Origin of the sequence: Streptomyces sp. rh34 (assembly GCF_002551245.1) — a bacterium.
Classification (GTDB): Bacteria; Actinomycetota; Actinomycetes; order Streptomycetales; family Streptomycetaceae; genus Streptomyces.
This window is the reverse complement of record NZ_NTGZ01000040.1, coordinates 1-17090: the sequence shown is the minus strand read 5'-3', so window position 1 is coordinate 17090 and position 17090 is coordinate 1. Positions and strand designations below refer to the sequence as shown.

The window sequence follows — 17090 nt, the reverse complement described above, 5'->3', positions numbered from 1 at the left end:
GTCACTCTGTCAGCAGAACGTGATCCTTTGTCCGTTTCGTGGCCATGGTCACAGGGCTTGATCTGTTCCCTACCCGGGACGGATGAAGCCCTGCGACCCTCGGGCCGGGTCAGCCGGAGACGCTGGCGCGGCCGTTCTCGATATGGCCCATGAGCCGCCGCCGGAAGCCGTCCTCCCCGTCGACGGTGACGGCGAGGTCATACCAGCCGTGGGCGTCGGCCGCCGAGTGCACGAGCGCCCGGCTACGGCCCGGCTTGACCGTGACGCGGCGGGTCCAGTCCCGTACGTCGTCCTCGTCGACGTAGCCGAGCGGCCGCACCAGGAAGGTCAGCGTCCGGCGGCCGGTGTTGCGCAGGGTGAGGTGCAGGTCGCGGTCGCGGCGGTCGATACGGGTGGCGACCTCCGCTCCTCCGTCGGCCGGTCCGGCGAACTCGCGCCGGAAGCCGTTCGGCCCGGTGACCGTGAAGCGGTACGCCTCCTGCGTCAGCGGGACGGTCCAGTGCGCGGTGTCCCGGACGTCCTTGTGCTGCGGGGCCGGGAACTCGCCCTCGTACGGGTACAGCGTGAAGTGCGCCGAGGACCGGCCGGTGTTGGCCAGCTCCACCCGCAGCGTGTCGCCCGACCGCCTCGCCCGGGCGTCCGGCTGGTACGGCAGCGGGCGCGCCGGGCGTGCGCCGGGCTCCTGCGCGGGGAGGTGCTGGACGGCGGGCGGCTTCGGCTGCCAGCGTCCGCTCAGCGGCGGGATCGCCCCCGGCTGCTCGACGGCGGGCTGCCGCCGGACCCGGGTGAAGTCGAAGGCGGAGGTGAGATCGCCGGTGACGCGCCGCCGCCAGTCGCTGATGTTGGGTTCCCTCACCCCGGTCCAGCGCTCCAGGAAGCGGATGACGGAGGTGTGGTCGAAGACCTCGGAGCAGACGTACCCGCCGACGGTCCACGGCGAGACGACCAGCAGCGGCACCCGGATCCCGAGACCGGTGGGCCGGCCCTCCCACTGTTCGTCGGTGACCTCGGGGGGTGCGACGGGCGGCGGAACGTGGTCGAAGAAGCCGTCGTTCTCGTCGTAGTTGATCAGCACGGCCGTGTGCCGCCACACGTCGGGGTGCTTGCCGAGCGCGTCGAGGATCTTGTAGACGACGGTGGCGCTGTGCACCGGCGAGGAGACGCTCGGGTGCTCGGAGTCGATCGCCGAGGGGACCAGGTAGGAGACCGCGGGGAGCGTCCCGGCCGCGACGTCCTTGGCGAACTCGTCCGCCAGCGTCCCGGTCGGCACCCGGCGCAACCCCCGCTCGAACAGGCTGCGCTCGCTCCGGGTGAGGGTGGCGACGCCCTCCTCCAGCAGCCCGAGGAGCCGTTCGCGCTCGGTCTCGGACGCGCCCCGGACCTTCGCGTAGAAGGCCTCCATGTAGGTGTGCCCGCCGGTCCTGGCGAGTGCCTTGCGGGCGATCGCCTTGAAGGTGGCGTAGAACTCGATCTGGTTGTCGGTGAAGTTCTCCCACTCGGTGTACGTCCGCCAGCTGCGCCCTGCCTTCTCCAGCCGCTCGGCGTAGGTGGACCAGTCGTAGCCGGGGTGGGTGCCCTCGTTGTACGCGTCGTTGCCGACGGCCCGCTTCCCGTTCGGCTCGAAGCCGGTCTTCCCGCTCCAGAGGTGGTTGCGGTTGGGGCTGGTGGAGGTGTGGATGGAGGAGTGGTAGGCGTCGCAGACGGTGAAGGTGTCGGCCAGCTCGTAGTGGAGCGGGATGTCGCGGCGGTCGTAGTACGCCATCGTGGCCGCGGTCTTCGCGCTGATCCAGCCGTTCATCCAGCCGCCGCCCCAGGCCTTCGCGCCGCCGTTCCAGGAGTGGTCGAGGGCGCCGATGTACTGGAGGTCCTTCTTCTGCTCCTCGGCCGCTCCGCGCACCGGGAAGGGCAGCACGGTGGAGCCGGCCGCGGCGGGCTGCTCGAACACCGTCCCGCCGGTGGGCAGCTCGATGGCGTTGCGGTCGCCGAAGCCGCGTACACCGCGCAGGGTGCCGAAGTAGTGGTCGAAGGAACGGTTCTCCTGCATCAGGATCACCACATGCTTGATGGAGCCGAGGCCTCCCCCGCCGGACCCCGCGTGGGCGGGCTGCGCGGCGATGGCGGCCTGGAGCGACGGCGGCAGGAACGATCCGGCCGCAGCGGCGCCGAGTGCGCCGCCGCCCAGCGCGAAGAGCCGTCGCCGTGACATGTCCGTGGTCAAAGGAGCCTCCTGGTTCCGGTGGTTACAGCCGGGAAGCTAGTCAGCCCGGGTGGCGCCGGGAAGGACTGCGTACGGACCGGTGGTGAACGTCCAAGAGTCCGTACCGGAAGTCCAAGCACGCGAAGGGGCGGTGCGCCCGCACTGCGCGGGTGCACCGCCCCTTTCGTGGGACGTGCTCGGTGGATCGGACCGCGGGTGATCAGCCCTCGACGCCGAGCTTCTCCAGGATCAGCTCGCGCACGCGTGCCGCGTCCGCCTGGCCACGGGTGGCCTTCATGACCGCGCCGACGAGCGCGCCCGCCGCCGCGACCTTGCCACCGCGGATCTTGTCCGCGATGGCCGCGTTGCCCGCGATGGCCTCGTCCACGGCCGTGGACAGCGCGCCCTCGTCGGAGACGACCTTCAGGCCGCGCTTCTCGACGACGGTGTCCGGGTCGCCCTCGCCCGCGAGGACGCCCTCGATGACCTGGCGGGCCAGCTTGTCGTTGAGGTCGCCCGCGGCGACGAGCGCGGCCACCCGGGCCACCTGCGCCGGGGTGATCGGCAGCTCGTCCAGACCGCGGCCGGTCTCGTTGGCGTTACGGGCCAGCTCGCCCATCCACCACTTGCGGGCCTGGTCGGAGGGTGCGCCCGCCTCGGTCGTGGCGACGATCAGGTCGACCGCGCCCGCGTTGAGGATGGACTGCATGTCGTGCTCGTTGACGCCCCACTCCTCCTTGAGCCGCGCCCGGCGCAGCCGGGGAAGCTCGGGGAGGCCCTTGCGCAGCTCCTCGACCCAGTCGCGCGCGGGCGCGACGGGCACCAGGTCCGGCTCGGGGAAGTAGCGGTAGTCCTCGGCGTTGTCCTTGATGCGGCCGGCCGTGGTGGAGCCGTCCTCCTCGTGGAAGTGCCGGGTCTCCTGCACGATGGTGCCGCCCGAGGACAGCACGGCGGCGTGCCGCTGGATCTCGAAGCGCGCGGCCCGCTCGACGGAACGCAGCGAGTTCACGTTCTTCGTCTCGGAGCGGGTACCGAACGCCTCACGGCCGTGCGGGCGCAGCGACAGGTTGACGTCGCAGCGCATCTGGCCCATCTCCATGCGGGCCTCGGAGACCCCGAGGGCCTTGATCAGCTCGCGGAGCTCGGCGACGTACGCCTTGGCGACCTCGGGGGCGCGGGCGCCGGCTCCCTCGATCGGCTTGGTGACGATCTCGATGAGCGGGATACCGGCCCGGTTGTAGTCGAGCAGGGAGTGGGACGCGCCGTGGATACGGCCGGTGGCGCCGCCGACGTGCGTCGACTTGCCGGTGTCCTCCTCCATGTGGGCGCGCTCGATCTGCACCCGGAAGATCTCACCGTCCTCCAGCTGGACGTCCAGATAGCCGTCGAAGGCGATCGGCTCGTCGTACTGCGAGGTCTGGAAGTTCTTCGGCATGTCCGGATAGAAGTAGTTCTTCCGGGCGAAGCGGCACCACTCGGCGATCTCACAGTTGAGCGCGAGACCGATCTTGATGGCCGACTCGACGCCGATCTCGTTGACGACCGGCAGTGCGCCGGGCAGTCCGAGACAGACCGGGCAGGTCTGCGAGTTGGCGTCCTGCTTCAGCTCCGTGGAGCAGCCGCAGAACATCTTCGTCTTCGTTCCGAGCTCGACATGGACTTCGAGGCCCATGACGGGGTCGTAGGACGCGAGCGCGTCCTCGTACGACACCAGGTCAGTGACAGTCACGGTGAAACTTATCCCTCTCAGCCCAGCAGAACGTCGTCGTCGCCGAGACGCTTCAGTTCGCGATAGAGGATCGCGAGTCCGGTGACGATGGCGGCCGCGGAGACCGCCGCGTCGACGAGCCGCAGCACGTCGTTGTCCTCGCGCGCGAGCTTCGCCTGCTTGACGATGCTGATCGCGCCGAACGCGGTACTGCCGAGCGAGACGTACAGCCCGGTCTTGGACTTCTTGAAGTTACTGGCCTTCTTTGCCATGGCACTCACAGCGACGGAGCCTCCTCAAGCAGCGGGTGCCCCCACTTTTCCACGAAGGCGGCCTCGACGGCCGCTCCGACCTTGTAGAGCCGGTCGTCCTTCATGGCGGGGGCGATGATCTGCAGTCCGACCGGCAGACCGTCCTCCGGGGCCAGGCCGCAGGGCAGCGACATGGCGGAGTTGCCGGCCAGGTTGGTGGGGATGGTGCACAGGTCCGCGAGGTACATGGCCATCGGGTCGTCGGCGCGCTCGCCGATCGGGAAGGCGGTGGTCGGCGTCGTCGGGGAGACGATCACGTCGACCTGCTCGAAGGCCTTCTCGAAGTCCTGCGTGATCAGGGTGCGGACCTTCTGGGCGGAGCCGTAGTACGCGTCGTAGTAGCCGGAGCTGAGCGCGTACGTCCCCAGGATGATGCGGCGCTTGACCTCGTCGCCGAAGCCCGCCTCACGGGTGAGCGCGGTGACGTCCTCGGCCGACTTCGTGCCGTCGTCGCCGACCCGCAGGCCGTAGCGCATGGCGTCGAAGCGGGCCAGGTTGGAGGAGCACTCGGACGGTGCGATCAGGTAGTACGCGGAGAGCGCCAGGTCGAAGGACGGGCAGTCCAGCTCGACGACGTCCGCGCCCAGCGACTTCAGCAGCTCGACCGACTCGTCGAACCGCTGGAGGACACCGGCCTGGTAGCCCTCGCCGCGGAACTGCTTGACGACGCCGACGCGCATGCCCTGTACGGAGCCGTTGCGGGCGGCCTCGACGACCGGCGGGACCGGCGCGTCGATGGAGGTCGAGTCCAGCGGGTCGTGCCCGGCGATGGCCTCGTGCAGCAGCGCGGCGTCCAGGACCGTACGGGCACAGGGCCCGCCCTGGTCGAGGGAGGACGAGAAGGCGACCATGCCGTAGCGGGAGACGCCGCCGTAGGTGGGCTTGACGCCGACCGTGCCGGTGACGGCGGCGGGCTGGCGGATCGAGCCGCCGGTGTCCGTGCCGATGGCCAGCGCGGCCTCGTAGGAGGCCAGGGCGGCGGAGGAGCCGCCGCCGGAGCCGCCGGGGATGCGGGTGAGGTCCCAGGGGTTGCCGGTGGGCCCGTAGGCGCTGTTCTCGGTGGAGGACCCCATGGCGAACTCGTCCATGTTGGTCTTGCCGAGGATGACGACGTCGGCGGCGCGCAGCTTCTGCGTGAGCGTCGCGTCGTACGGCGGGACCCAGCCCTCAAGGATCTTGGAACCGACGGTGGTCGGCATGTCCTTGGTGGTGAAGATGTCCTTCAGCGCGAGCGGGACGCCGGCCAGCGGGCCGAGCTTCTCGCCCGCCTCCCGCTTCGCGTCCACGGCACGGGCCTGGGCGAGGGCGCCCTCGCGGTCGATGTGCAGGAAGGCGTGGACCTTCTCGTCGACCGCGTCGATCCGGGCCAGGTGGGCCTCGGTGACCTCGACGGCGGTCAGCTCGCCGGAGGCGATCTTCCCGGCGATCTCGGCCGCGGTGAGCTTGATGATGGTGCTGATGTCCGTCATGGCGGTTAGTCCTCCCCCAGGATCTGCGGCACCTTGAAACGCTGCTGCTCCTGGGCCGGGGCGCCGGAGAGCGCCTGCGCGGGGGTGAGCGACGGACGGACCTCGTCCGCGCGCATGACGTTGGTCAGCGGCAGCGGGTGGGAGGTCGGCGGTACGTCTTGGTCGGCGACCTCGGAGACGCGGGCGACCGCGCCGATGATGTCGTCGAGCTGACCGGCGAAGTGATCGAGCTCTTCGCCCTTCAGCTCCAGACGCGCCAGCCGGGCGAGGTGGGCGACCTCCTCGCGCGTGATGCCAGGCATGCAGCGATCCTCAGGGGTTGGTGTGTGGTTGTGGCCGGGGGCGGCGGCACATGTGCACCGTCCGTCCGGAGGACGGGCCGCGCGGCGGGTGGAAATGTGCCACCGGCCCCCAATCCTATGGGGTCTCCGGGGGACGGGTGCCCCGCCCCGATCGGGCTACGCCTCCGCGGGCTCCACTCGCCGGGATCTTCAGGGTGTGTCGGTCTCCGCCGTCCCGTTCACCGCGCCGTTCAGCGACGCGTTCATCGAGCCGGTGGCCGACCCGGTGGCAGCGGCGGCCGCCGCCTGGGCCTTCAGCTCGGCGGGCCTGCGCCAGCCGTGCTCGCCGCGCGCCCGCAGCCAGGCCGTCGTCTCCTGCGGCGGCATCGCGGCCGCCACCAGCCAGCCCTGCACCGCGTCGCACCTGAGGTCCCGCAACCGCTCCCACGTCTCGTCGTCCTCGACGCCCTCGGCGACGACGACCAGGCCGAGCGAGTGGGCCAGGTCGATGGTGCAGCGGACGATCTCCGCGTCCTCGTGGTCGACCGCCAGCCGGGCCACGAAGGACCGGTCGATCTTCAGCTCGCTGACCGGCAGTCTGCGCAGGTGGACCAGGGAGGAGTAGCCGGTGCCGAAGTCGTCGAGGGACATCTTCACGCCGTGCGCGGTGAGCCCGGCCAGGGTGTCGGCGGCGCGCTGCGGGTCCTCCAGCAGCACATGCTCGGTGATCTCCAGTTGGAGCGCTCCCGCGGGCACACCGTGGCGGGCGAGACGGGCCGCGACGCCTCCCGCGAAGCCGGGGGTGTGCACGTCGCGCGGGGAGACGTTGACCGCGACGGGCACGAACAGGCCCTGCGCCCGCCAGCGGGCGACCTGGGCGAGCGCCGTCTCCAGGACGTACTCCGTGAGGTGCGGCATCAGACCGGAGGACTCGGCGATGGCGATGAACTCGTCCGGGGGAACCCGGCCGCGCTCCGGATGCACCCAGCGCACCAGCGCCTCCAGGCCGGCGACCTGCCCGTCGAAGCGGACCTTGGGCTGGTAGTGCAGCTCGACCTCGCTCGCGTCCAGCGCCCGGCGCAGGTCGCCGAGGAGCCCGAGCCGGTCGGGGGTGTTGCTGTCCCGCTTGGACTCGTAGACCTCCACGCCCGTGCGGTCCCGCTTGGCCTGGTACATCGCGACGTCCGCCCGCCGCAGCAGGCCCTCGGCGTCCAGGGCGTGATCCGGGTAGACGGCGACCCCGGCACTGGCCTCCAGGACGAGGGTCAGCCCGTCGAGGTCGAGCGGCGAGGACAGCTCGGCCACCAGATGGCGGGCGACCTGCTGGGCGCTGGTGGTCGAGTCGGTGTGCGGCAGCAGGACGGCGAACTCGTCGCCGCCGAGCCGGGCCGCCTCCGCACCGCGCGGCAGGGCGAGCCGCAGGCGCTCCGCTATCTGCAACAGGAGTCGGTCGCCGGCCAGGTGCCCCAGGGTGTCGTTGACCGCGCGGAAGCGGTCCAGGTCGATGAGGACCAGGGCGGAGCGGGTGCCGATGGACTCCGCGTCCTCCAGCGCCGACCAGGTCCGCTCCAGCAGCCACTGGCGGTTGGGCAGCCCGGTCAGCGGGTCGCGCAGTTGCTCCTCGGCGCGGGCGCGGGCGATCCAGAGCGTGGAGTCGAGGGCGATCAGCGGTACCGCGAAGAGCGGCAGCAGGACGGGCATGGACATCGCGACGGCGCAGATCAGCGGGGCGAGCCCGAGGAGCGCGACGGCGACGAGCCCCTGCCGCAGCATCGCGGTACGGGCGATGGTGGGCAACCCGCCGTTGTGCGGAGCCTGGGCGTACCACAGCAGGACCCGGGTGACGAGCAGGTACGTCGATGCCGTCAGGAGCAGTTCCGGGACGGCGGCGATGCCCCAGTCGAGTGGCCGCCAGGGTTCCTCGACGGTGGGCACCTCGCCGAACGCGGCCAGCACGAGGGCCGCCGCGCCGATGCCCAGCATGTCCACCCCGCCGTGCAGCAGCCCCTGCCACCAGCGGTGTCGGCGGGCGGTCCCGACGAGCACCACGACGGCGAGGCTGACCAGCACGGCCGGGAGCCAGCCGAACAGCAGCAGCACGGCGAGGGTGAGGGCGGCCCCGGAGCCGGTGCCGCCCCACCACCGGTCGCGGCCGAGCGCCACCAGATGGCCGACGATGATCCCGGTGAGCACGGCGAGGGACCAGCCCACCGCACCGTCCGGGAAGAGCGCGTGTCCCTGTTGAACGGTTCGGTAGGACCCGACCGCCAGCAGCACCGCGGCGATGCCCACGACGACGGCGCCCACGGGGGGCGTGAGGCCGACGAAACCTTGCAGCCGCGACACCGGGGCGGCGCTCTCGGTCGGTTTCATTCCGTCCCTCTCACAGCCGGCGGTGCCGATGTCCCTCGGTGGCGCCCGCTCCCGTGGCACCACGGCCCGGTCGAGCAGCCGTGCACGGCGGGCGCACCTCTCAACAGTAGGCCGCGAAAGGCTTCCAGGGGCAGCGCTCTACAGCTCTTGCCCGAATGCGAACCGACGACCCGTCACCATCTGCTATTGACCCGAACGGGTGGCGCGGCGGGGCCATTCGGGGAACGGCGGCCCCTTCTTCACCCCTCTGCCCCGTTTCCTTCCCCGTACGGGCCGCGCCATGCCGGGGCAGCGTCTCGAAGGCGTCTCGATCCGGAGAACAGTGGGCGAACGGAGGTCCGGCGGGCGGTTACTCCCCGCTGTTCTCCGGGTCGGCTCCGGGCGCGGCTTCCGGGGCCGGCAGGGCCGCCTCCTTCGCACGTTCGGGTCCCTGTTCGAGCAGGATCGCGAATCCGTCCTCGTCCAGCACGGGCACCTTCAGCTGCGTCGCCTTGTCGTACTTGGAGCCGGGGTTGTCGCCGACGACCACGAACGCGGTCTTCTTCGACACCGATCCGGCGACCTTCGCGCCCAGGGCCTGGAGCGCCTCCTTCGCACCGTCGCGGGTGTGGCCCACGAGGGTGCCGGTGACGACGACGGTGAGTCCTTCGAGGGGGCGGGGGCCCTCGTCCGCCTCGGAGCCCTCGTCCGCCATGCGCACCCCGGCCTCGCGCCACTTGCGCACGATCTCGCGGTGCCAGTCCTCGGCGAACCACTGCTTGACCGAGGCCGCGATGGTCGGCCCGACGCCGTCGGCGGCGGCCAGCTCCTCCTCGCTCGCCTCGTCGATCCGGTCGATGGAGCGGAACTGACGGGCCAGCTCCTGGGCGGCGACCGGTCCCACGTGCCGGATGGAGAGCCCGGTGAGGATCCGGGCGAGCGGGGCTTCCCTGGCGGCGGCGATGCCTTCCAGCATGGCCACCGCGTTCTTCTTCGGCTCGCCCTGCTGGTTGGCGAAGACCGTCGCGATCTTCTCCTCGCCGGTCTTCGGGTCGCGCTTGGGCAGCCCGCTGTCCTGGTCCAGGACGTACGCCCGGATCGGCAGCAGTTGGTCGACGGTGAGGGAGAACAGATCGCTCTCGTCGCGCAGGACGGGCTCGGCGGGCTCCAGGGGCCGGGTCAGCGCGGCGGCGGCCACATAGCCGAAGTGGTCGATGTCCAGGCTCTTGCGCCCGGCGAGATAGAAGACGCGTTCGCGCAACTGGGCCGGGCAGGTACGGGCGTTGGGGCAGCGGAGGTCGATGTCGGCCTCCTTCATCGGGCGCAGCTCGGTCCCGCACTCGGGACAGTGGGTCGGCATCTCGAAGGCCTTCTCCGTGCCGTCGCGCAGGTCGACGACGGGGCCGAGGATCTCGGGGATGACCTCGCCCGCCTTGCGGATGACCACGGTGTCGCCGATGAGGACACCCTTGGCCTTCACCACGTTCTGGTTGTGCAGGGTGGCGAACTCGACCTCGGAACCGGCCACTTCGACCGGCTCGACCTGGGCGTACGGAGTGACGCGGCCGGTGCGGCCGACGCCGACGCGGATGTTGACCAGCTTGGTGTTGACCTCTTCGGGGGCGTACTTCCAGGCGATGGCCCAGCGTGGGGCGCGCGAGGTGGAGCCGAGGCGTCCCTGGAGCGGGATCTCGTCGAGCTTGACGACGACGCCGTCGATCTCGTGCTCCACGGAGTGCCGGTTCACGCCGTAGTACGCGATGAACTCCCGTACGCCGGCGAGGGAGTCGACGACCTTGTTGTGCCGGGCCGTGGGCAGGCCCCAGCCGTGGAGCAGTTCGTAGGCCGCGGAGAGGCGGTCGATGCTCAGGCCCTCGTGGGCGCCGATGCCGTGCACCACCATGTGCAGCGGGCGGGTGGCGGTGACCTTGGGGTCCTTCTGGCGCAGTGATCCGGCCGCGGCGTTGCGCGGGTTGGCGAAGGGCTTGTCGTCGGCGGCGACCAGCCGGGCGTTCAGCTCCTCGAAGTCCTCCATGGGGAAGAAGACCTCGCCGCGGATCTCGACGAGGGCGGGGATGTTCTCGCCCTTCAGCCGGTGCGGGATCTCGGCGATCGTACGCACGTTGGGGGTGATGTCCTCGCCGGTGCGGCCGTCACCGCGGGTCGCCGCCCGGGTCAGGCGGCCGTGCTCGTAGGTGAGGTTGACGGCGAGACCGTCGACCTTGAGCTCGCACAGGAAGTGGTGGTCGGGGGTGCCGACGTCCTTGGCGACCCGGTCCGCCCAGGCGGCCAGCTCCTCGTCGTCGAAGGCGTTGTCCAGCGAGAGCATGCGTTCGCGGTGGACCACGGAGGTGAACTCCGTGCGGTAGGGGCCCGCGACCTTCTGGGTCGGGGAGTCCGGGGTGCGCAGCGCCGGGTGCTCCTCCTCCAGCGCCTCCAGCGCGCGCATCAGCCGGTCGAACTCGCCGTCGCTGACGACCGGCTGGTCCTTCACGTAGTAGCGGAAGCGGTGCTCCTCGATCTGCTCGGCCAGCAGCGCGTGCTCCTCCCGCACGTCCGCCGGAACCGAGCTGTCCTGCTCCACCCGCTCTTCGCCCGCCATCGTCCCGTCCTCCTGTGTACCCGTCGTCCCCGTCACTCAGGGTTGTCCGCGAGCGACCTCGCCGCCCGGGCACTGTGGGCGAGCGCGGTGCGGGCGTACGCGGGCGACGCGCCCGCGAGACCGCACGACGGGGTGATCGCGACGGACTCGGCGAGAGTCCCCGGATTCAGCCCCAGCCTGCTCCACAGCGTCCTGACCCCCATGACGCTACCGCCCGGGTCTGACAATCCCTCCGAAGCCGCGTCCGTGGAGGGCACCACACCGAGGAAGAGGTGGGTGCCGCCCTCGACGGCTTCCCCGATCGCCTCCTCCTCACGCTCGGTGAGCAGGGAGAAGTCGAACGAGATGCCGTCGGCCCCGGCCCGGCGCAGCAGCGCGAACGGCACCTCGGGGGCGCAGGAGTGGACGAGCGTCGTCCCGTCCTCGCCCGCCGCGGCGAGGACGTCGCGCAGGGTCGCTTCCACGACCTGGCGGTCGACGGCGCGGTAGGTGCGGTAGCCGCTGGCGGAGCGGACCCGGCCCAGCAGGACGGTGGTCAGGGAGGGTTCGTCCAGCTGGAGCACCACCTCGGCCCCGGGCATCCGGCGGCGGACCTCCGCGAGGTGGGCGCGGAGCCCCTCGGCCAGCGATCCGGCCAGGTCGCGGCAGGCGCCCGGGTCGGCCAGCATGGCTTCACCGCCGCGCAGTTCCAGTGCTCCGGCCAGCGTCCAGGGGCCGACGGCCTGGACCTTGAGCAGGCCCTCGTACCCCTGGGTGAACTCCTCCAGGGCGTCCAGGTCCTCCCCCAGCCAGGAGCGGGCGCGGCGGGTGTCGCGGCCGGGGCGGTCGCTGATCCGCCAGCCGCTCGGCTCGACGTGCCCGTACATCTCGGCGAGCATGCCGATGGTCCGGCCGATCATGTCGGCGCCCGGTCCGCGCGCGGGCAGTTCCGCCAGGTACGGCATGCCCTGGCCGTCGGCGAAGGATCCCGTGACGGTCTTCGCCGCCTCCCTCGCGTCTCCTCCGGGCATCGACCCGATGCCGGTCGCCGGACACCCGCTGAACTTGCTCTTCTCGCTCACGCGGGAAGCCTACGGTCCGGGGCGGGAAACCTGCCCCCCGGGATGTCAGCGGCCGGGGCGGACGGTGAGGTCGTTGATCTCGGCGTCGCGCGGCAGGTCGATCGCCATCAGGATCGTGGTGGCCACCGACTCGGGGTCGATCCAGCGGGCCGCGTCGTACTCCTTGCCCTCCTGCTGGTGCACCTTGGCCTGCATGGGACTGGCGGTGCGGCCCGGGTAGACGGTGGTGACGCGCACCCCGTTGCCGTGCTCCTCGTGGCGCAGCGAGTCCGCGAGCGCCTTGAGGCCGTGCTTGCTCGCGGCGTACGCGCTCCACCCGGCGTGGGCGGCCAGTCCTGCCCCGGAGTTCACGAACAGGACCTGGCCCTGGGAGACGCGGAGCTGCGGGAGCAGGAGGCGGGTGATCTCGGCGGGGGCGATCAGGTTGGCGTTGAGCTGGAAGTGCCAGGCCTTGGGGGTGAGCTCGCCGACCTCGCCGAGCTCGACGACGCCCGCGATGTGCAGCAGGGTGTCGATGCGCTCGGGCATGGACTGCTGGCCGAACGCCCAGGACAGCCGGTCGGGGGTGCCGAGGTCGCCGACGAGGGTGCGCGCGCCCGGGTAGCGGTCGGCGAGCTCCTTGGCGCGGCCGGCGTCGCGGGCGAGCAGGACGAGGTCGTCGCCGCGCTCCTGGAGACGGCGGGCGACAGCGGACCCGATGCCGGAACCGGCGCCGGTGATGAGGTGGGTAGGCATGGGGCGATCCTAGGTCCTGCGGGGCGGACCGCTCCTGCTCACTGGTGACCGGCGGACTCCTCCAGGTAGGCGAGCGCGCCGACGCCGTCCTTGGCGAAGAAGACCAGGTCGGTCAGGGGAAGGGGCAGGAAGCCCTCGTCCTCCATGCGCTGGAACTGCTGGCGCAGCCCGTCGTAGAAGCCCGCCGTGTTCAGCAGGACGACCGGCTTGGTGTGCTTGCCGTGCTTCTTCAGCTCCAGGATCTCGGTGGCCTCGTCGAGCGTCCCGGTCCCGCCGACCATGATCACGACGGCGTCGGCCTTCTCCAGGAGGAGCGCCTTGCGTTCCGCGAGGTCGCGGGCGATCACCATCTCGTCGGCGTTCGTCCGGGCCTTCGCCGCGAGGAAGTCGACCGAGACGCCCACGAGCCGTCCGCCCGCCGCCTGCACGCCGTCCGCGACGACCTTCATCAGCCCGCTCTCCGATCCGCCCCAGACGAGGGTGTGTCCGCCCCTGCCGAGCAGCTCGGCGAACTCCCGGGCGGGCACGGTGTAGCGGTCGTCGAGGTCGGCGGCGGAGAGGAAGACGCAGATATTCATGGCGCAACCGTACGACCCGCTTCGGACACGGCCCCGTTCGCCGCCTGGGTACGGGGAGGATTCCGGCCACGGCGGCGAACGGGGAAGATTTTGGACCCGTACGCCGCTGGAACAGGCATGACTGCCACACGAGGACACCGCATCACTGTCGAGCCGGGCACCGAGCACGTCCGGGTGGTGCACGACGGACAGGTGGTGGCCGAGAGCCGCCGACCGCTCGTGCTCCGCGAGACCGGCTGTCCGGTCCGCTACTACCTGCCGCCCGAGGATGTCCGTAAAGAACTGCTCTCCCCGTCGGACACCTCCACCCACTGCCCGTTCAAGGGGGACGCCTCCTACTGGTCGCTGCCCGGGGCCGCCGATCTCGTCTGGGCCTACCCGGAACCGAAGCCCGACGTCGCGGCGATCAAGGACCACTTCTGCTTCTACGCGGCGGAGACGGTGCCGGACGACGCGGAAACCGCGTCGGGAACACCGGCCGGCTGACGGGCCGTTCGCCCGCCGGGAAAATTTCTTCCGCCGGAACGATGAGTTTTCCCGACCGCCCCGGTCTCCTCTCCCATGGACAGGATTCTCTCCGCCGACGGCACCCCGATCGCCTACCGCCGCCAAGGCGACGGCCCGCCGCTGGTGCTGGTCGGCGGGGCGCTGAGCGCCTCGGCGACCGACGCGCCGCTGGCCGCCCTGCTCGCGCCGCGTTTCACGGTGCTCACCTACGACCGCCGGGGCCGGGGCGCCAGCGGTGAGACCGGGCGCTGTTCCGTGGCACGGGAGGTCGAGGATCTGACCGCCGTCGTCGGGGCGGCCGGGGCGGGCGCGTCGGTCTTCGGGATGTCGTCCGGCGGGGCACTGGCCCTGGAGGCGGTCGCCGCCGGGCTGTCGGTGGAGCTGCTCGCCGTGTACGAGCCGCCCTACACGCCGGGCGCGTCGGGGCTGCTGTTCAAGGCCCGCTGCACGGCCCGGCTGCACCGGCTGCTGGCGACCGGGGACCGGGGCGGGGCGGTGGAGCTGTTCCTGTCGATGACGGGCGTCGCGGAGGAGACGGCCGCCCGGATGCGCCGCGCCCCGCTGTGGGCGGAGCTGGAGGCGATGGCGCACACGCTGGCGTACGACGACGCCCTGCTGGGCGACGGGGCGGTCCCGGTCGAGCGGTTCGCGGCCGTCGCCGCCCGGACGCTGGTGATCTGCGGTGGCTTCAGCAGCGCCCCGGCGCGCGCCGCGACCCGGACCCTGGCCGATGCCCTGCCGCGCGGCCGCCACCGCACGCTGACGGGCCAGATGCGCGAGGTGGCGCCCCAGGTGATCGCCCCGGTGCTGGCGGAGTTCTTCGCCAGGGACGTGTACGCGTACCGGCAGGCGTCGTGAGCCTCAGCCGCCCGTCGCCACCCGCTCGCGGCGGGCCGTCGTGGCGATGGTGGCCGAGCCGACCACGCGGGTGCCGTCGTACAGGACGACCGCCTGGCCGGGGGCCACGCCCCGGACCGGCTCGGTGAAGGTGACGTGCAGCTCGGAGCCGCCCACCAGCTCGGCCGTGACCTCGGTCTCGCCGCCGTGGGCGCGGAGCTGGGCGGTGTACGTGCCCGGGCCGGACGGAGGCGTTCCGCACCAGCGGGGCTTGATGGCGGTCAGCGAGGTCACGTCGAGGGCCTCGACGGGGCCGACGGTGACGGTGTTGTTCACCGGCGAGATGTCGAGCACGTAGCGCGGCTTGCCGTCGGGGGCCGGGTGGCCGATCTTCAGGCCCTTGCGCTGGCCGATGGTGAAGCCGAAAGCTCCCTCGTGGGTGCCCAGCTTCGTACCGGACTCGTCGAGGATGTCGCCCTCGGCCGGGCCGCCGAGGCGGTTCGCCAGGAAACCCTGGGTGTCGCCGTCGGCGATGAAGCAGATGTCGTGGCTGTCGGGCTTCTTGGCGACGGCCAGGCCCCGGCGCTCGGCCTCGGCGCGGATCTCGTCCTTGGTGGTGAGGGTGTCGCCGAGCGGGAACATGGCGTGGGCGAGCTGCTTCTCGTCCAGGACGCCGAGCACATAGCTCTGGTCCTTGGCCATGTCGGAGGCGCGGTGCAGCTCACGGCTGCCGTCCTCGGTGAGCACGACGGTCGCGTAGTGGCCGGTGCACACGGCGTCGAAGCCGAGGGCGAGGGCCTTGTCGAGCAGCGCGGCGAACTTGATCTTCTCGTTGCAGCGCAGGCAGGGGTTGGGCGTGCGCCCGGCCTCGTACTCCGCGACGAAGTCCTCGACGACGTCCTCGCGGAAGCGTTCCGCCAGGTCCCAGACGTAGAAGGGGATACCGATGACGTCGGCCGCACGGCGGGCGTCCCGGGAGTCCTCGATGGTGCAACACCCGCGCGCCCCCGTCCGGAAGGACTGGGGATTCGCGGACAGGGCGAGGTGGACACCGGTCACGTCGTGGCCCGCCTCGGCGGCGCGGGCCGCGGCGACGGCGGAGTCCACGCCGCCCGACATCGCGGCGAGGACACGCAGGGGGCGCTGGGAAGTCTGAGTCATAGCTCCTCCAGGGTACGGGTCGCCGGGAACCGAACGCTCGCGGATATGCGTTGACGGTCACATGGGGAACAACGGAAGCACCCGGGGTGCGCGAAAGCCTTCGGTAAAGTCCTCGGGCTCGTCTTCGCGGAAGAAGCCGGCGGACGGCGTCGGCCGGCGCGCGCTGCTGATCGGCGGCGGTGCGGTGGTGGCCGCCGGTACCGCCGCCGTGCTCGTGCGCGACCGGGTGAAGCGCCTGTGGTGGCAGGTGCCCGGAGTCGAGAAGCCGAGGAAGCCGGGCGAGCTGGACTACGCGGGGGCGACCTGGGTGGCCGCGTCGGAGGCGAACTGGCGGCGTGCGGACCGCCCCGACGACTTCCCTGTCGACCGGGTGATCATCCATGTCACCCAGGGCAGTTTCGCCAGCGCGGTGAGGGTGTTCCAGGACCCCGCCCACCAGGCCGCGACGCACTACATCGTGGGGCAGGACGGGCGGGTGGTGCAGATGATCCGCGAGCTGGACGTGGCGTACCAGGCGGGCAACCGCGCGTACAACGAGCGCGGCGTCGGCATCGAGCACGAGGGGTTCGTGGACCGGCCGAAGGACCTCACGAAGGCGATGTACGCGTCCTCGGCGCGGCTCACGGCGTCGATCTGCGCGCGGCACGGCATACCCATCGACCGGGAGCACATCATCGGGCACGTGGAGGTGCCGGGCACCGACCACACGGACCCGGGTCCGCACTGGGACTGGGACCGGTACCTGGAGCTGGTGCGCCGGGCCGCGGCGGCGCCTCCCGTCCCTTCCCCCTCACCGTCGGCGAAGGCGTAGCGGCACCTCTCCCGGCTGAGCCCCGCCGAGCCCCGCCCTGAGTCCCGCCGAGCCGCCCCAGTCCCGCCGTCAGCTGAGCCCCGCCGTCCTCGCGCGCTCCACCGCCGGGCCGATCGCCTCGGCCAGCGCCTTCACGTCGTCCTCGGTCGAGGTGTGGCCGAGCGAGAAGCGCAGGGTGCCCCGGGCCAGGTCCGGATCGGTGCCGGTGGCGAGCAGGACGTGGCTGGGCTGGGCGATCCCGGCGGTGCAGGCGGAGCCGGTGGAGCATTCGATGCCCTGGGCGTCCAGCAGCAGGAGGAGGGAGTCGCCCTCGCAGCCCGGGAAGCTGAAGTGGGCGTTGGCCGGGAGGCGCCCGGCCGGATCCGGGTCGCCGCCGAGCACGGCGCTCGGCACGGCCCGGCCGCACCGCGGTCTGGCTGGAGCGCGACGGCGACATCTGGTGGGGCGGCATCCTGTGGACTCTGTCTCTTATACACATCT

At 71.7% G+C, this 17090-nt stretch carries 14 protein-coding genes and 1 pseudogene; 3 read left to right on the top strand and 12 right to left on the bottom strand.

The genetic code is table 11. The features are described from left to right. Positions 1-109 precede the first annotated feature (109 nt). The 10 genes from CR470_RS10835 to CR470_RS10790 all read right to left on the bottom strand — a co-directional run bounded on the left by CR470_RS10835 (position 110) and on the right by CR470_RS10790 (position 13294). Positions 110-2218, bottom strand: a complete 2109-nt coding sequence (locus CR470_RS10835) for a phosphocholine-specific phospholipase C (protein ID WP_097867370.1) — start codon at positions 2216-2218, stop codon at positions 110-112. A 199-nt stretch (positions 2219-2417) separates the two neighbouring features. Then, positions 2418-3926, bottom strand: a complete 1509-nt coding sequence (gatB, locus tag CR470_RS10830) for an Asp-tRNA(Asn)/Glu-tRNA(Gln) amidotransferase subunit GatB (protein ID WP_097867369.1) — start codon at positions 3924-3926, stop codon at positions 2418-2420. Positions 3927-3943: 17 nt separating this feature from the next. Continuing rightward, positions 3944-4177 carry a hypothetical protein gene (locus CR470_RS10825; protein ID WP_047178948.1) on the bottom strand — a complete coding sequence of 78 codons (234 nt, stop codon included), beginning with the start codon at positions 4175-4177 and terminating at the stop codon, positions 3944-3946. Between the two features lie 5 nt (positions 4178-4182). Then, positions 4183-5685, bottom strand: coding sequence for an Asp-tRNA(Asn)/Glu-tRNA(Gln) amidotransferase subunit GatA (gene gatA / locus CR470_RS10820; protein ID WP_097867368.1), 1503 nt, complete (start codon positions 5683-5685; stop codon positions 4183-4185). Between the two features lie 5 nt (positions 5686-5690). Further along, positions 5691-5987, bottom strand: a complete 297-nt coding sequence (gene gatC / locus CR470_RS10815; protein WP_003966094.1) for an Asp-tRNA(Asn)/Glu-tRNA(Gln) amidotransferase subunit GatC — start codon at positions 5985-5987, stop codon at positions 5691-5693. A gap of 189 nt (positions 5988-6176) precedes the next feature. Further along, positions 6177-8339: a putative bifunctional diguanylate cyclase/phosphodiesterase gene (locus CR470_RS10810; RefSeq protein WP_097867367.1), complete on the bottom strand. Its 2163-nt coding sequence runs from the start codon at positions 8337-8339 to the stop codon at positions 6177-6179. 349 nt (positions 8340-8688) lie between these two features. Then, on the bottom strand, positions 8689-10920 hold the full coding sequence (gene ligA / locus CR470_RS10805) for an NAD-dependent DNA ligase LigA (RefSeq protein WP_097867366.1): 2232 nt from the start codon (positions 10918-10920) through the stop codon (positions 8689-8691). A gap of 32 nt (positions 10921-10952) precedes the next feature. Next, complete coding sequence (locus CR470_RS10800) at positions 10953-11981, bottom strand: methionine synthase (RefSeq protein WP_097867365.1); 1029 nt, start codon at positions 11979-11981, stop codon at positions 10953-10955. Between the two features lie 45 nt (positions 11982-12026). After that, positions 12027-12716, bottom strand: coding sequence for an SDR family oxidoreductase (locus tag CR470_RS10795; RefSeq protein ID WP_097867364.1), 690 nt, complete (start codon positions 12714-12716; stop codon positions 12027-12029). 38 nt (positions 12717-12754) lie between these two features. Then, on the bottom strand, positions 12755-13294 hold the full coding sequence (locus CR470_RS10790) for a TIGR00730 family Rossman fold protein (protein ID WP_097867363.1): 540 nt from the start codon (positions 13292-13294) through the stop codon (positions 12755-12757). A 117-nt stretch (positions 13295-13411) separates the two neighbouring features. Here CR470_RS10790 and CR470_RS10785 point away from each other — a divergent pair, with 117 nt between their 5' ends. Together CR470_RS10785 and CR470_RS10780 are read left to right on the top strand one after the other, a co-directional pair. Further along, positions 13412-13780, top strand: a complete 369-nt coding sequence (locus tag CR470_RS10785; RefSeq protein WP_097867362.1) for a DUF427 domain-containing protein — start codon at positions 13412-13414, stop codon at positions 13778-13780. 75 nt (positions 13781-13855) lie between these two features. Beyond that, a complete protein-coding gene (locus tag CR470_RS10780) occupies positions 13856-14659 on the top strand; it encodes an alpha/beta fold hydrolase (protein WP_097867361.1) in 804 nt (267 codons plus the stop codon). A 3-nt stretch (positions 14660-14662) separates the two neighbouring features. Here CR470_RS10780 and mnmA read toward each other — a convergent pair whose 3' ends face one another. Beyond that, on the bottom strand, positions 14663-15799 hold the full coding sequence (gene mnmA / locus CR470_RS10775) for a tRNA 2-thiouridine(34) synthase MnmA (protein WP_097867360.1): 1137 nt from the start codon (positions 15797-15799) through the stop codon (positions 14663-14665). A gap of 61 nt (positions 15800-15860) precedes the next feature. Here mnmA and CR470_RS10770 point away from each other — a divergent pair, with 61 nt between their 5' ends. Further along, positions 15861-16610, top strand: coding sequence for an N-acetylmuramoyl-L-alanine amidase (locus CR470_RS10770; protein ID WP_097867359.1), 750 nt, complete (start codon positions 15861-15863; stop codon positions 16608-16610). Between the two features lie 69 nt (positions 16611-16679). Here CR470_RS10770 and CR470_RS10765 read toward each other — a convergent pair. Continuing rightward, positions 16680-17006, bottom strand: a pseudogene (locus CR470_RS10765) (aminotransferase class V-fold PLP-dependent enzyme); the annotation flags it as partial. Positions 17007-17090 lie beyond the last annotated feature (84 nt).

Coding starts and splice junctions, on each gene's coding strand:
- CR470_RS10825 (WP_047178948.1), bottom strand. CDS start 4,177: ATGGCAAAGAAGGCCAGTAACTTCAAGAAGTCCAAGACCGGGCTGTAC.
- gatA (WP_097867368.1), bottom strand. CDS start 5,685: ATGACGGACATCAGCACCATCATCAAGCTCACCGCGGCCGAGATCGCC.
- gatC (WP_003966094.1), bottom strand. CDS start 5,987: ATGCCTGGCATCACGCGCGAGGAGGTCGCCCACCTCGCCCGGCTGGCG.
- CR470_RS10810 (WP_097867367.1), bottom strand. CDS start 8,339: ATGAAACCGACCGAGAGCGCCGCCCCGGTGTCGCGGCTGCAAGGTTTC.
- ligA (WP_097867366.1), bottom strand. CDS start 10,920: ATGGCGGGCGAAGAGCGGGTGGAGCAGGACAGCTCGGTTCCGGCGGAC.
- CR470_RS10795 (WP_097867364.1), bottom strand. CDS start 12,716: ATGCCTACCCACCTCATCACCGGCGCCGGTTCCGGCATCGGGTCCGCT.
- CR470_RS10790 (WP_097867363.1), bottom strand. CDS start 13,294: ATGAATATCTGCGTCTTCCTCTCCGCCGCCGACCTCGACGACCGCTAC.
- CR470_RS10785 (WP_097867362.1), top strand. CDS start 13,412: ATGACTGCCACACGAGGACACCGCATCACTGTCGAGCCGGGCACCGAG.
- CR470_RS10780 (WP_097867361.1), top strand. CDS start 13,856: ATGGACAGGATTCTCTCCGCCGACGGCACCCCGATCGCCTACCGCCGC.
- mnmA (WP_097867360.1), bottom strand. CDS start 15,799: ATGACTCAGACTTCCCAGCGCCCCCTGCGTGTCCTCGCCGCGATGTCG.
- CR470_RS10770 (WP_097867359.1), top strand. CDS start 15,861: ATGGGGAACAACGGAAGCACCCGGGGTGCGCGAAAGCCTTCGGTAAAG.